This window comes from Streptomyces tendae (assembly GCF_014650435.1).
Classification (GTDB): Bacteria; Actinomycetota; Actinomycetes; order Streptomycetales; family Streptomycetaceae; genus Streptomyces; species Streptomyces tendae.
The window spans coordinates 803,673-817,330 of record NZ_BMUY01000001.1; the positions used below are offsets into that span (position 1 = coordinate 803,673).

Consider the following 13,658-nt stretch of genomic DNA (forward strand, 5'->3'; position numbering starts at 1 on the left):
CCACGATCACGGGGGCGCACGGGGGGCCCGCGAACCCGAGGGCCTGACGGATCAACAGCGAACTTCGAGGTGCGCACCTTGGCTTTCCAGATGCCGGACCGCGGCGGAGGCCCCCCGACGGGGCCGCGGATCAGAGTGGGCCGCCCGTCCCGGCGTGTCCGAACCCTGCTGCTGACACTTGGTGTCCTCGCCGTGCTCGCCATGGCGTTCACCATGTTCGCGGGATTCTGGACGGACTGGCTCTGGTACCGGTCGGTCCACTACTCGTCGGTGTTCACGACGACCCTGTGGACCAAGATCGGTCTCTTCTTCGTCTTCGGCCTGCTGATGGCGCTCGCCGTCGGGTTCAACATCTGGTTGGCCCACCGCCTGCGCCCGCCGCTGAGCGCCATGTCGATGGAGCAGCAGAACCTCGACCGGTACCGGATGGGCATCGCCCCGTACAAGAAGTGGCTGCTGCTCGGAATCACCGCTCTGGTCGGCCTGATCGCCGGCGCCTCGGCCTCCGGCCAGTGGCGCACCTGGCTGATGTGGGTCAACGGCGTGCCCTTCGGGCAGAAGGACCCCCAGTTCAAGCTGGACGTCTCCTTCTACGCCTTCGACCTGCCGTGGTACCGGTTCCTGCTCGGCTTCGGCTTCGCAGCCGTGATCATTTCCGTGATCGCCGCCGCGCTCACCCACTACCTGTACGGCGGGCTCCGCGTCACCAGCCCGGGCGCGCGTGCCACGGCCGCGGCCACCGGGCACCTCTCGGTGCTCATCGGCGTCTTCGTCGCCCTCAAGGCGGTCGCCTACTGGCTCGACCGGTACGGCCTCGCGGTGAAGTCCAGCGACTTCAAGGCGACCGACAACTGGACGGGCCTGAGGTACGTCGACGCCAACGCCTACCTGCCGGCCAAGACGATCCTGTTCTGCATCGCCGTCATCTGCGCCCTGCTGTTCTTCGCCACCCTGTGGCGGCGCACCTGGCAGCTGCCGGTGATCGGCTTCGGCCTGATGGTGCTCTCCGCGATCCTCATCGGCGGCCTGTACCCGGCGCTGGTCCAGAAGTTCCAGGTCCAGCCGAACGAGCAGGCCAAGGAAGCTCCGTACGTCGAGAAGAACCTCGCGGCCACGCGTGACGCATACGGCATCGAGGGCACCCAGGTCACCGAGTACGCGGGCAAGAGCGAGACCAAGGACAAGACGAAGCTCCGTGACGACGTGGACGCCGCCGCGTCCATCCGCATCATGGACCCGAACGTCATCTCGCCGACCTTCCAGCAGCTCCAGCAGATGCGTAACTACTACGCGTTCCCGACCAACCTGGACGTCGACCGCTACGCCAAGGACGGCAAGGACCAGGACACGGTCATCGGTCTGCGCGAGCTGAACCTGGCGGGCATCCCGAAGAAGAACTGGATCAACAACCACTTCCGCTACACCCACGGCTACGGCGTGGTCGCGGCGAAGGGCACCCAGGTCGACTCCGAGGGACGTCCGGTCTTCACCGAGTCCAACCTGCCGTCCGAGGGCGACCTCGGAAAGTACGAGCAGCGGATCTACTACGGCGAGAAGACCACCACCTACTCGATCGTCGGCGGTCCCCAGAAGGAGATCGACTACTCCGACGACACCGGGGAGAAGACCTTCAGCTACAAGGGCGACGGCGGCGTCGACCTGTCCAACCCGATCAACCGGGCGGCGTACGCGGCCGCGTTCAGCGAGCCGCAGATCCTCTACTCCGGTGCGATCGGCGACGGTTCGCGGATCCTCTACAACCGCACGCCCAAGGAGCGCGTCGAGGCGGTCGCGCCCTGGCTGACCATCGACGGCGACGCCTATCCGGCGGTGGTGGACGGCCGTATCCAGTGGATCGTCGACGCCTACACCACGACGAACGGCTATCCGTACGCCTCGCGCACGACGCTCGGTGACACCACGGCCGACTCGCTCACCGCGAACAACAACTCGCGCGCGGTGGTGGCCCAGCAGAACCAGGTCAACTACATCCGCAACTCCGTGAAGGCGACCGTCGACGCGTACAGCGGTGACGTGAAGCTCTACCAGTGGGACACCCAGGATCCGATACTGAAGACCTGGATGAAGGCGTTCCCGGACACGGTGAAGGACAAGGGCGAGATCTCCAAGGAGCTGATGGCGCACCTGCGCTATCCGCAGGATCTGTTCAAGGTCCAGCGCGAGCTGCTCACGCGCTACCACGTGAAGGACGCCAACACCTTCCTCAGCGGCAGCGAGGTGTGGCAGGTGCCGGACGACCCGACCAACAAGTCGGGCGACGCGGTGCCGCCGTACTACCTGAGCATGAAGATGCCCGACCAGGACGCGCAGGCGTTCTCGCTGACGACGACGTTCACACCCAACGGGCGTGACAACCTCAGCGCGTTCATGGCGGTCGACGCCGAGGCCGGCACCAGTGACTACGGCAAGATCAGAATCCTGAAACTGCCGACGAGCACGACCGTCGACGGACCCAAACAGGTGCAGAGCCAGTTCAACTCCGAACAGGACATCGCCGAGTCCATCAGGCTGCTGAGAGGCGGCGACTCGGAGGTGGAGTACGGCAACCTGCTGACGGTGCCGCTCGACGGCGGCCTGTTGTACGTCGAGCCGGTCTACGTGCGCGGTGGCGACCTCAAGTACCCGCTGCTGCGCAAGGTCCTGGTGAGTTACGGGGGCAACACCGCCTTCGAGAACACCCTCGACGCGGCCCTCAACAAGGTCTTCGGAGCCCAGGCCGCGGAGAACGAGCAGCCACCGGACGAGGGCGACGACACCACGGAGCCGCCACCGACGTCCACCAACCCCACGGTCCGGGAAGCGCTGAGCGATGCGCAGAAGGCCTTCGACGCCGGGCAGAAGGCCCTGGAACAGAAGGACCTTGCCGCGTACGCCGAGGCGCAGAAGGACCTTGAGGAGGCGCTCCAGCGGGCCGAGGACGCACAGGCCAAGGCCGACCAGAGCGCCGGCGGCAAGAACGGCGACGACAAGAACACCGGTGACAAGAACAGCGGGGACAAGGCCGGAGACGACAAGGCCAGTCCGGACGCGACACCGACCGGTGATGCCGGGGGAGGGTCGGACACCGGCTGACCGAGAGCCTCGTCGGGCGTCCGCGCCGGGCGTTCGAGCTGGTCAAAGCCCATCCCGCGCCGTGCTAGGGTTGTGAACACAACGGCGCGGGGTGGAGCAGCTCGGTAGCTCGCTGGGCTCATAACCCAGAGGTCGCAGGTTCAAATCCTGTCCCCGCTACTGAAGTCGTGAGCTACGTGCGAGCGACCACGAAGGCCCGGATTCCACAAGGAATCCGGGCCTTCGTGATGTGCGAACGCATGTACCGGCGGACACGACGGCCGCGCCGCCAAGGGGAGTTGGGCCGATCTGTGTTTGACTTGTCTCCCTGTGGGCATGTCGACAAAACGCTGAAGTGACCTCACTGACTGCGGTATACCGGATGTACCGAGGTTGCGGGTGGTGCGACGATGAACGTTATGGGGGACATGGCAAATCTGTTCGGGACGGGGCGTTTTGCGCAGCCGTCCGGTCAGCCGTCGGATCAGGAGGAAGCCGCGGACGAGGCTCAGGAGGCCGCCGACGAGGCCGCCGAGGAAGTGCGTCTGCGGCTCGCCGTCGACGGTGGTGACGTCGAGGCGATGAGCGTGCTCGGCGCGATGCTGCTGCGCCGCGGCGACTTCGACGGGGCCGAGTCCCACCTTCGTGCCGCCACCGCGGCCGGCGACCGGGCCGCCGCCAACAACCTGGGCGTCCTGCTGCACCAGCGCGGGTACGCCGAGGAGGCCGCCGGATGGTGGCGCATCGCCGCCGTCGCCGGCTCCGCCGCCGCCGCGCACGCGCTGGGCCGCCACTTCCGCGAACGCGGGGACGAGCCCGCCGCCGCCTACTGGCTGTGCCAGTCCGCGGAACAGGGGCACGTACTGGGCGCCTACGCGCTCGCCGACCTGCTGGAGCACCGCGGGGAAGAGCCCGGGTCCGAGCGGTGGATGCGGGCCGCGGCCGAACGCGGGCACCGGGAGGCGGCGTACCGGCTGGCGCGGACGCTGGACCGGCGGGCCGGGCAGGACGGCGACGACAAGGCCGCCGCTCTCGCGGCCGACGAGGCCGAGCAGTGGTACCGGCAGGCCGCCGCGCGTGGCCACCGGCGGGGCGCGCTGCACCTCGGGACGATCCTCGAGAAGCGCGGCGAGCTCAAGGAGGCCGGACGCTGGTACCTCACGTCCGCCAAGGACGGCGAGGCCCGCGCCGCCTGCGCGCTCGGCTTCCTGCTGCGCGACGCCGGGGACACCGAGAGCGCCGCCGTGTGGTGGCTGCGCGCCGCCCAGGACGGCGACGGCAACGCCGCCAACGCCCTGGGCGCGCTGCACGTCGAGCGCGGCGAGCCGCAGACCGCGGAACGCTGGTACCGGGCCGCGATGGACGCCGGTGACGACAACGGGGCGTACAACCTCGGGCTGCTCTGCGCCGAGCAGGGCCGCACCACGCAGGCCGAGCAGTGGTACCGGCGGGCGGCGTACGCCGGGCACCGGGAGGCGTCCAACGCGCTGGCCATCCTGCTGCTGCGCGCCGGGGACGAGAGCGGTGCCGAGCCGTGGTTCTCCAAGGCCGCCGAGGCGGGCAGCGTCGACGCCGCCTTCAACCTCGGCATCCTGCACGCCGGGCGGAGCGAGGAGCGGGCGGCGCTGCGCTGGTACGAGCGGGCGGCCGCGGCCGGGCACACCGAGGCCGCGCTCCAGGTCGGGATGGCGCGGCTGCGCGCCGGGGACGAGCGCGAGGCGGAGCGCTTCCTGCGCTGTGCGGCCGGGGGCGGCAGCGCGGAGGCCGCGTACCGCCTGGCGACGGTCCTGGACGCGCGCCGGCCGCCCGCGCCCGCGCACGAGCTGGGCGAGCCTGCGCAGGAGAAGTCCGAGTGTGAGGAGTGGTACGAGCGGGCGGCCTCCCAGGGGCACCGGCGGGCCCAGGTGCGGGTCGGGATGCTCGCCGCGGCGCGCGGCGACGTGGTGGAGGCGGCGCGGTGGTACCGGGAGGCGGCCGAGGCGGGGTCGCGGAACGGTGCGTTCAATCTGGGGCTGCTGCTGGCGCGCGAGGGGAGCGAGCCGGAGGCCGTCGTGTGGTGGCGCCGGGCGGCCGACGCCGGGCACGGACGGGCGGCGCTGCGGCTGGCGCTGGTGTTCGCACGGCGGGGTGAGCTGGCGGAGGGGCAGCGGTGGGCGGACCTGGCGGTGTCGCTGGGGCCGGCGGAGGTGGGGGAGCGGGCGGCGCGGCTGCGGGACGCGTTGCGGCAGGAGCTGTCGGCGTGACGCTGCGCTGAGCTTGGGCGCGTTGTGAGGTGCCCGGAGTTCGGCTGGGCGGGGGTGGGTGACGCGGGCCGGCGCCGACCGGGTGCCGCCTGCGCCCACCCGTGCCGCCCCAGCGGCACGACTGCCCGCAGGCGGGGGCGGCTGGCGACTGCCCGCAGTTACACCTAGGGCCGGGATCCTTGCGGATCCCGGCCCTAGGTTTCAGTAGCGGGGACAGGATTTGAACCTGCGACCTCTGGGTTATGAGCCCAGCGAGCTACCGAGCTGCTCCACCCCGCGTCGATGAATGGAACACTACGTCAACACGAAGACGAGAAGCAAATCCCGCTCACGTCGACGCGCAGTTCGGACAGGTGCCGCGGTACGTCACCTCGACGTCCGACACCGTGAAGCCGAAGCGCTCCGAGTCGGGGAGGTCGGCCAGCGGGTCGCCGGTCGGGTGGACGTCGCGGATCGCGCCGCACCGGGCGCAGACCAGGTGGTGGTGGGGCCGGTGCGCGTTCGGGTCGTAGCGCTTGGCGCGCTTGTCCGTCGCGACCTCCAGCACCTCCCCGAGTGAGACCAGCTCCCCCAGGGTGTTGTAGACGGTCGCCCGGGAGATCTCGGGGAGCCTGTCCACGGCCCGGGAGTGCACCTCGTCGGCCGTCAGGTGAACGTGTTCGCCGTCGAGGACCTCGGCCACCACGCGTCGCTGCGCGGTCATGCGCCAACCGCGCCCACGCAGCCGTTCCAGAAGGTCACTCATACAGATCAGCCTAACAGCAAGGGGGACCAGGTCCCGAACAGGTGTGACTTTGGAGTTCTGCTTGACTTAGACATTGTCTATTGTAAGATCGAGAACGGCTTTGGCCAAGCGACAGGACTTGCAGGATCGCCAGGATTGGCACAGGAGGAGTACGTGACTCAGGGACCGCTCACTACGGAGACAGGTGCTCCCGTAGCCGACAACCAGAACAGTGAGACCGCGGGCGTCGGCGGCCCCGTGCTCGTCCAGGACCAGCTCCTGCTGGAGAAGCTGGCCCACTTCAACCGTGAGCGCATCCCGGAGCGCGTCGTGCACGCCCGCGGCGCCGGTGCGTACGGCACCTTCACGGTCACCGCCGATGTCACCCCGTACACGCGTGCGGCCTTCCTCTCCGAGGTCGGCAAGGAGACGGAGACCTTCCTCCGCTTCTCCACCGTGGCCGGCAACCTGGGCGCGGCGGACGCCGTCCGGGACCCGCGCGGCTTCTCGCTGAAGTTCTACACCGAGGAGGGCAACTACGACCTCGTCGGCAACAACACCCCGGTGTTCTTCATCAAGGACGCCATCAAGTTCCCGGACTTCATCCACACCCAGAAGCGCGACCCCTACACGGGTTCGACCGAGATGGACAACGTCTGGGACTTCTGGAGCCTGTCGCCGGAGTCGACGCACCAGGTGACCTGGCTGTTCGGGGACCGCGGCATCCCGGCGTCGTACCGCCACATGGACGGCTTCGGCTCGCACACCTACCAGTGGAACAACGAGGCGGGCGACGCCTTCTGGGTCAAGTACCACTTCAAGACCGACCAGGGCATCAAGAACCTCACCCAGGCCGAGGCCGACAGGCTCGCCGGCGAGGACCCCGACTCCCACCAGCGCGACCTGCGCGAGGCCATCGAGCGCGGCGACTTCCCGTCCTGGACCGTCGGTGTGCAGATCATGCCGGTGGCCGAGGCGGCGACGTACCGCTTCAACCCGTTCGACCTGACCAAGGTGTGGCCGCACGCGGACTACCCGATCGTCTGGTTCGGCAAGCTGGAGCTCAACCGCAACCCGGAGAACATCTTCGCCGAGGTCGAGCAGTCGATCTTCTCCCCGGCGCACTTCGTGCCCGGCATCGGGCCGTCCCCGGACAAGATGCTGCAGGGCCGCCTCTTCGCCTACGGTGACGCCCACCGCTACCGCGTCGGCATCAACGCCGACCAGCTGCCGGTTAACCGCCCGCACGCCACCGTGGCACGCACCAACTCCCGTGACGGCCACCTGTACGACGGCCGCCACAAGGGCGCGAAGAACTACGAGCCGAACAGCTTCGGCGGCCCGTTCCAGACGGACCGGGCCCTGTGGCAGCCGGTCGCGGTCTCCGGCGTCACCGGCGAGAGCGCGGCGCCCTCGCACGCGGAGGACGACGACTTCGTCCAGGCGGGCAACCTCTACCGCCTGATGACCGACGCGGAGAAGGAACGGCTGATCGGCAACCTGGCCGGTGCCTTGTCCGGCGTCTCGCGCGAGGACATCGTCGAGCGCGCGATCGACAACTTCCGTCAGGCCGACGGTGACTTCGGCAAGCGGCTGGAGGCCGCGGTCCAGGCCCTGCGCGGCTGACATCCAGCACTGGACCGCTTGTCGTAGCGGCGGGCCGGATCCCCGGGAACGGGGGCCCGGCCCGTTCGTCGTTGCGGCCGTGCGCCCTCCCGGCCGGTCGGTACCTCGCCGGCCCCGTCAGGCGGTCACCACCGGCGCGTGGTGCGGGGCGCGCGCGGGCGCCCAGCGGCGGATGATGTCGCGCACGGAGACGATGCCGACGGGCTCGCCGCCGTCCAGGACGATGAGGTGGCGGAAGCCGCCGTGCGCCATCGCGCCCGCCGCCTCCTCCACGGTCCAGGTCGGGGCGGCGAAGACGACGTCGGTGGTGGTGTGGCCGTGGGCGCGCTCGGTGTCCGGGTCCTGGCCCCGGCCCACGGAGACCAGGACGTCGCGTTCGGTGAGGATGCCGATGCCGTCGGCGTCGGGGTCGTACACCACGGCCGCGCCGACGCGGCGTGCGGACATCAGGGCGGCGGCCTGGCGGAGTGTGTGGGCGGGACCGATGGTGAGGACGACCGTGCTCATGACTTCGCGGACGAGCATGGGTGGAGCCACCTCCTGCCGGTGATCCATGAGTTAGTTCATGGATTCACAAGTTCACAAGTGGGGGAACTCTCAGAGTGGCAGGTAAAGCACGGGTCAACAAGGGGGCGTGGAGGGTGAGTCGGCGGGCGCTCAGTAGCGCTGGTTGAGATACCCGAGCAACTCGTCGTGGAGCCGTCCGTTCGACGCGGCCGCGTTGCCGCTGTGCGGGCCGGGGCGGCCGTCGAGGCCGGTGAAGGTGCCTCCGGCCTCCGTGACGATGATCGCGTTCGCGGCCATGTCCCAGAGGGAGAGCTCGGGTTCGGCGCAGATGTCCACCGAGCCCTCGGCGACCATCATGTACGGCCAGAAGTCGCCGTACGCGCGCGTGCGCCACACCTCACGGGTCAGGTCCAGGAAGCCGTCGAGGCGGCCCTGCTCCTCCCAGCCGCTCAGCGAGGAGTACGCGAAGGAGGCGTCGGAGAGCGTGGAGACCTGGGAGACGTGGATCCGGGAGGCGGAGGTCAGACTGCGGCCGGTGAACGCGCCGTGGTCCTGGACCGCCCACCAGCGGCGGCCGAGGGCGGGTGCCGAGACGAGGCCGACCACCGGCTGGTAGCCGCCCTCCCTGGCCTCCATCAGCGCGATGAGGGTCGCCCAGACGGGGACGCCGCGCACGTAGTTCTTGGTGCCGTCGATCGGGTCGATCACCCAGCGGCGGGGGCCGGTGCCCGCCACGCCGAACTCCTCGCCGTGTACCGAGTCGCGGGGGCGGGCGCGGGCGAGGTGACCGCGGATGAGTTCCTCGGCGGCCTTGTCCGCCTCGCTCACCGGGGTCATGTCCGGCTTCGTCTCGACCTTCAGGTCGAGGGCCTTGAAGCGGTCCATCGTCGCGGCGTCGGCGGCGTCGGCGAGAACGTGGGCGAGGCGGAGGTCGTCGAGGTAATCGGCCATGCCGTCACGCTATCTGTCGCGGGCGGGGCGGGGCTACCAGGGGTTTGGCGGGCGTGGCGGGCACGGGAGGGCGGTGGGAAGGCGGCGCGAGGACCCTTGACAGTGCTCCCGTACCCGTCAAATCTGGCAGCAAGTCGCTCGGCCGAGGGAGGCGAGGGTGCCTGCAGCCCGGGAGTCCCTGCTCGATGCCGCTTACACGGCGCTGGCGCGCCGGCCGTGGTCCGCCGTGCGGATGGTGGACGTGGCGGCTTCCGCCGGGGTGTCCCGGCAGACCCTCTACAACGAGTTCGGCAGCAAGGAGGGCCTCGCCCGGGCGCTCGTGCGGCGGGAGGCCGACGGCTACCTCGCCGGGGTGGAACGCGCCCTTTCCGGACCCAGCGACCCGCGTGAACGTCTCACCGCGACCGCCGAGTGGATGATGTCGGCGGCCCATGACAACGCGCTGGTGAGGGCCATGCTCACCGGGTGCTGGAGCGAGCGGCTGCCCTCGCCGGCCCTGACGGCGGTGCCCTCCGCCTCCGCCGTGCCGGCCCAGCGGCGGGCCGACGGTCCGCTGCCCTCGCCCGGCGACTTCGTGGGCCTCGTCCGCGACCGCGCCGTGGCCGTGCTGGGCGGCGCCGGTCCGCCCCCGCCGCCGGACGCCGCCGAACTGGCCCGCTCCTGCGAACTGGCCGTGCGGCTCGCCCTTTCCTGTGTCGCCGCGCCCCCTGCCGAGGGCGGGGTGGGTGACCTCCTGCGCACCGCCCTGCCGCGCCGGTTTACGGTGTAACGGCCGGTCAGAACCGGTCAGGGCCGGACAGGTCCTAGTGAGCCGAGCCGGACAGCTGCAGCCCGATCACGCCGATGATGACGAAGCTGATCGAGACGATCTTCAGGGTCGAGACCAGGTCGCCGAGGAAGATCATGCCGTAGATGGCGGTGCCCGCCGCGCCGATGCCGGTCCACACGGCGTACGCGGGGCCGACGTCGAGCTTCTTCAGAGACATCGTCAGCAGGCCGAAACTGCCCAGCGCGAAGGCGCAGAAGGCGATGGTCGGCCAGAGCCGGGTGAAGCCGTGCGACAGCTTCAGACAGACGGCGAAGCCGGTTTCGAGCACTCCGGCCACTATGACCAGCAGCCACGCCATGTCTTGTCCTCCCGTGGTCCCCTACCGCGACCGCTGTGTCGGTGTCGATCAGTGGCTTCGTCCGACAGCGACTTCGTCCGGCTTTGCTCAGGCTTGGTTCCGGCTTGGTGCGATTATGCACTTACCGGTTGCACGGCACGGCAAACAACGCGGGGGTCAATCCCCTTCCTTGCGTTCCCGCGTCGACAGCAGTCGGCGCAGCGAGTACAGCCGGGCCGGGTCGGCGTGTCCCTCGGCGACCCAGGCGTCCAGCGCGCAGTCGGGCTCGTCGTGGCTGCACGCCCGCGGACAGCCCTCCGTGCCGGGTACCAGGTCGGGGAAGGCGTTGATCACCCGGGACGGGTCGATGTGCGCCAGCCCGAACGACCGTACGCCCGGGGTGTCGACGACCCAGCCGCCCTCCGCGGAGGACAGCGGCAGGGCGAGGGCGGAGGTCGTGGTGTGCCGGCCGCGGCCCGTCACCGCGTTCACATGCCCCGTCACCCGACGGCGGTCCTCGGGCACCAGGGTGTTGACCAGGGTCGTCTTGCCGACGCCGGAGTGGCCGACGAAGGCGGTGATCTTCCCGTCCAGATGCTCGCGCACCAGGTCCGCGGCGGCGCCGTTCTCCAGCTCCTCGCGGCTGGTGACGACGTACGGGATGTCCAACGCGCCGTACAGGCCCAGGAGTTCGTCCGGCGGTGCCAGGTCCGACTTGGTCATCACCAGCAACGGGGTGAGGCCGCCGTCGAACGCCGCGACCAGGCAGCGGTCGATCAGGCGCGGGCGCGGCTCGGGGTCGGCGAGGGCGGTGACGACGGCGAGCTGGTCGGCGTTGGCGACGACCACCCGCTCGTAGGGGTCGTCGTCGTCGGCCGTGCGGCGCAGCACGGAGACGCGCTCCTCGATGCGGACGATCCGCGCGAGCGTGTCCTTCTTGCCGGACAGGTCGCCGACCAGGGCCACCCGGTCGCCGACGACCGCCGCCTTGCGGCCCAGTTCGCGGGCCTTCATCGCAATGACGACCCGGTCCTCGACCAGGCAGGTCAGCCGGCCTCGGTCCACGGTGAGGACCAGGCCCTCGGCGGCGTCCTCGTGCTTGGGCCGGATGTGGGTGCGCGGCCGGTTGCCCTTGCGGTTGGGGCGCGAGCGGATGTCGTCCTCGTCGGTGTGCTTGCCGTAGCGGCGCATGGCGAACCGTCCCTACGCCCCGAGCATCCCGGTCCACAGGTCGGGGAAGTCGGGCAGGGTCTTGGCGGTCGTCGCCACGTTCTCGATCTGGACGCCCTCGACCGCGAGGCCGATGATCGCGCCGGCGGTGGCCATGCGGTGGTCCTCGTACGTGTGGAAGACGCCGCCGTGCAGCCGGCGCGGGCGGATGTGCAGACCGTCGGCGGTCTCGGTGACGTCACCGCCGAGTTCGTTGATCTCCTTGGTGAGCGCCGCCAGCCGGTCCGTCTCGTGCAGCCGCAGGTGGGCGACGCCGCGCAGGGTCGAGGGGGAGTCCGCGAGGGCGGCGACGGCCGCGATGCCCGGGGTCAGCTCGCCGACCTCGCCGAGGTCGACGTCGATGCCGCGGACGGCGCCCGATCCGGTGAAGACGAGACCGTAGTCGGTCAGTTCGCAGGAACCGCCCATGTCGGTGAAGATCTCGCGCAGCCGGTCACCGGGCTGGGTGGTGCGGGACGGCCAGTCGGGGATCACCACCCTGCCGCCGGTCACCAGCGCCGCCGCCAGGAACGGCTGGGCGTTCGACAGGTCAGGCTCGATCGTCAGGTCCCGGCCGAGCAGCGCGCCCGGCGTGACCCGCCAGACGTTCGGCTCGCCGCCGGACTCCGGCGTGTCGACCTGGGCGCCGACCGCGCGCAGCATGTCGACCGTCATGCGGATGTGCGGCATGGAGGGCAGCGCGGAACCGGTGTGGCGCACCTCGACGCCCTGGTTGAAGCGCGGTGCGGACAGCAGCAGGGCGCTGACGAACTGGGAGGAGGACGACGCGTCGATCTCGACCGGCCCGCCCTCCAGGGCGCCGCCGCCGTGCACGGTCATCGGCAGCGCGCCCCGCCCGTCGTCGTCGATGCGGGCGCCCAGGGCGCGCAGCGCGTCGATCACACCGTGCAGCGGACGCTCGTACGACCGAGGGTCGCCGTCGAAGCGGACGGTGCCGTCGGCCAGCGTGGCGACCGGCGGCAGGAAGCGCATGACCGTGCCGGCGTTGCCGACGTCGACCGTGGCCGGGCCGCGCAGACCGGCCGGGATGACCCGCCAGAACTCGCCGGTGCCCTCGGGGCCGACGCCCTCCTCGATCTCGACGCCCATCGTGCGCAGGGCCTCGGCCATCAGCAGGGTGTCGCGGGAGCGCAGCGGGCGCCGCAGCCAGCCGGGCTCGGAGGCGAGGGCGGCCAGCACCAGGGCACGGTTGGTGACCGACTTGGACCCGGGCACGTGGACGGTCGCGTCGACGGCTCCGCTCGCGTGCGGGGCGGGCCAGAGGGCGGTGTGCGCGGGGTTCACGGTCATGGGCCCCACTTTAATGGCTGAGGACGATCGGAGATCTTGATCAAAAGCGGCGAAACCTGACCGAAAACGCAACAGTGCACTTGCCGTGCATATATGCGGAGCGGGCGGACCGCAGCTTGGGCCTCACAGCTCCAGCAGCCGGCGCCCGCTGGGCCTCACAGCTCCAGCAGCCAGCGCCCGCCGCCGATCAAGGAGCACAGCGACACCGCGTGGAACAGGAAGAACCACACCCCCGCCGGCGCGTGCGTCAGCCGCGCCAGCTGGTCCGCGTCCGAGTCCCCGGCGCCGCCCCGCGACCGCTTGGCCTGCAGCTCGAAGGCCGGGCGCACCCCGCCGAGCAGCAGGAACCACACCACCGCGTACGCGAACGCCGCCTGCACCTGCGGACCGGCCAGCCAGGACACCAGGACGAAGGTGCCGCCGGTGACCACCACCGTCAGCACCCCGTAGGCGTTGCGGACCATCACCAGCAGGGCCACGAGCAGCGCCGTCGCCAGCCAGAGCAGCAGGGTGATGCGCCCCGCCGCCAGCAGCGCGGCGCCGCCGAGTCCGAGCAGCGGGGGAGCGGTGTAACCGGCGACCGCGGTGAGGATCATGCCGAGGCCGTGCGGCTTGCCCCGGCTCACCGTCAGGCCGCTGGTGTCCGAGTGCAGGGTGATCCCGGTCAGGGTGCGTCCGGTCAGCAGGGCCACCAGGCCGTGGCCGCCCTCGTGGGCGATGGTGATGGCGTTGCGCGCTATCCGCCACGACCCACGGGTGACGACGACGGCGAGCGCCGCCACCAGGGTCGCGATCACCACCCACAGGTCGGGATCTGGCTGGGTGCCGGAGACCTCGTCCCACAGGGAGGTGAGAGAGGCCGTCGCGAGGTGGTCCATGTTGGGTGAGGGCTCCTCGTTCGTGCGCGGG

General features: G+C 70.6%; 11 protein-coding genes and 2 tRNA genes. 5 read left to right on the forward strand and 8 right to left on the reverse strand.

The features are described from left to right. Window positions 1-90: 90 nt before the first annotated feature. The 3 genes from IE258_RS03710 to IE258_RS03720 all read left to right on the forward strand — a co-directional run bounded on the left by IE258_RS03710 (window position 91) and on the right by IE258_RS03720 (window position 5,315). Window positions 91-3,093: a UPF0182 family membrane protein gene (locus IE258_RS03710; RefSeq protein WP_159324432.1), complete on the forward strand. Its 3,003-nt coding sequence runs from the start codon at window positions 91-93 to the stop codon at window positions 3,091-3,093. Window positions 3,094-3,178: 85 nt separating this feature from the next. Continuing rightward, window positions 3,179-3,252, forward strand: a tRNA-Met gene (locus IE258_RS03715). Window positions 3,253-3,482: 230 nt separating this feature from the next. After that, on the forward strand, window positions 3,483-5,315 hold the full coding sequence (locus IE258_RS03720) for a tetratricopeptide repeat protein (RefSeq protein ID WP_373309708.1): 1,833 nt from the start codon (window positions 3,483-3,485) through the stop codon (window positions 5,313-5,315). Window positions 5,316-5,520: 205 nt separating this feature from the next. Here the strand turns inward: IE258_RS03720 and IE258_RS03725 are convergent. Further along, window positions 5,521-5,594: transfer RNA gene (locus IE258_RS03725), tRNA-Met, on the reverse strand. Between the two features lie 49 nt (window positions 5,595-5,643). After that, window positions 5,644-6,060, reverse strand: coding sequence for a Fur family transcriptional regulator (locus IE258_RS03730; RefSeq protein ID WP_189738831.1), 417 nt, complete (start codon window positions 6,058-6,060; stop codon window positions 5,644-5,646). A 153-nt stretch (window positions 6,061-6,213) separates the two neighbouring features. Here IE258_RS03730 and IE258_RS03735 point away from each other — a divergent pair, with 153 nt between their 5' ends. After that, the gene (locus IE258_RS03735) at window positions 6,214-7,665 is read left to right on the forward strand and encodes a catalase (RefSeq protein ID WP_189738834.1); all 1,452 of its coding nucleotides are present in this window, start codon (window positions 6,214-6,216) and stop codon (window positions 7,663-7,665) included. Window positions 7,666-7,782: 117 nt separating this feature from the next. Here the strand turns inward: IE258_RS03735 and IE258_RS03740 are convergent, their stop codons facing one another. Together IE258_RS03740 and hisN are read right to left on the reverse strand one after the other, a co-directional pair. Beyond that, window positions 7,783-8,190, reverse strand: coding sequence for a CBS domain-containing protein (locus tag IE258_RS03740; protein WP_164883787.1), 408 nt, complete (start codon window positions 8,188-8,190; stop codon window positions 7,783-7,785). Between the two features lie 132 nt (window positions 8,191-8,322). Next, window positions 8,323-9,123 carry a histidinol-phosphatase gene (gene hisN / locus IE258_RS03745; protein ID WP_159324295.1) on the reverse strand — a complete coding sequence of 267 codons (801 nt, stop codon included), beginning with the start codon at window positions 9,121-9,123 and terminating at the stop codon, window positions 8,323-8,325. A gap of 157 nt (window positions 9,124-9,280) precedes the next feature. Here hisN and IE258_RS03750 point away from each other — a divergent pair, with 157 nt between their 5' ends. Beyond that, a complete protein-coding gene (locus IE258_RS03750) occupies window positions 9,281-9,892 on the forward strand; it encodes a TetR/AcrR family transcriptional regulator (RefSeq protein ID WP_189738837.1) in 612 nt (203 codons plus the stop codon). 34 nt (window positions 9,893-9,926) lie between these two features. On the opposite strand, the gene IE258_RS03755 is transcribed toward IE258_RS03750, so the two are convergent. The 4 genes from IE258_RS03755 to IE258_RS03770 form a co-directional block, all read right to left on the reverse strand. After that, complete coding sequence (locus IE258_RS03755; RefSeq protein WP_003973762.1) at window positions 9,927-10,250, reverse strand: DMT family transporter; 324 nt, start codon at window positions 10,248-10,250, stop codon at window positions 9,927-9,929. A 156-nt stretch (window positions 10,251-10,406) separates the two neighbouring features. Then, a complete protein-coding gene (gene rsgA / locus IE258_RS03760; RefSeq protein WP_189738840.1) occupies window positions 10,407-11,420 on the reverse strand; it encodes a ribosome small subunit-dependent GTPase A in 1,014 nt (337 codons plus the stop codon). Between the two features lie 12 nt (window positions 11,421-11,432). Beyond that, the gene (gene aroA, locus IE258_RS03765) at window positions 11,433-12,749 is read right to left on the reverse strand and encodes a 3-phosphoshikimate 1-carboxyvinyltransferase (RefSeq protein ID WP_189738843.1); all 1,317 of its coding nucleotides are present in this window, start codon (window positions 12,747-12,749) and stop codon (window positions 11,433-11,435) included. Window positions 12,750-12,904: 155 nt separating this feature from the next. After that, entirely contained in the window at window positions 12,905-13,627 is a 723-nt protein-coding gene (locus IE258_RS03770) for a M50 family metallopeptidase (RefSeq protein ID WP_159324303.1), read from the reverse strand. Between the last annotated feature and the right edge of the window lie 31 nt (window positions 13,628-13,658).

Coding starts and splice junctions, on each gene's coding strand:
- IE258_RS03730 (WP_189738831.1), bottom strand. CDS start 6,060: ATGAGTGACCTTCTGGAACGGCTGCGTGGGCGCGGTTGGCGCATGACC.
- rsgA (WP_189738840.1), bottom strand. CDS start 11,420: ATGCGCCGCTACGGCAAGCACACCGACGAGGACGACATCCGCTCGCGC.
- aroA (WP_189738843.1), bottom strand. CDS start 12,749: ATGACCGTGAACCCCGCGCACACCGCCCTCTGGCCCGCCCCGCACGCG.
- IE258_RS03710 (WP_159324432.1), top strand. CDS start 91: ATGCCGGACCGCGGCGGAGGCCCCCCGACGGGGCCGCGGATCAGAGTG.
- IE258_RS03720 (WP_373309708.1), top strand. CDS start 3,483: ATGAACGTTATGGGGGACATGGCAAATCTGTTCGGGACGGGGCGTTTT.
- hisN (WP_159324295.1), bottom strand. CDS start 9,123: ATGGCCGATTACCTCGACGACCTCCGCCTCGCCCACGTTCTCGCCGAC.
- IE258_RS03740 (WP_164883787.1), bottom strand. CDS start 8,190: ATGCTCGTCCGCGAAGTCATGAGCACGGTCGTCCTCACCATCGGTCCC.
- IE258_RS03755 (WP_003973762.1), bottom strand. CDS start 10,250: ATGGCGTGGCTGCTGGTCATAGTGGCCGGAGTGCTCGAAACCGGCTTC.
- IE258_RS03770 (WP_159324303.1), bottom strand. CDS start 13,627: ATGGACCACCTCGCGACGGCCTCTCTCACCTCCCTGTGGGACGAGGTC.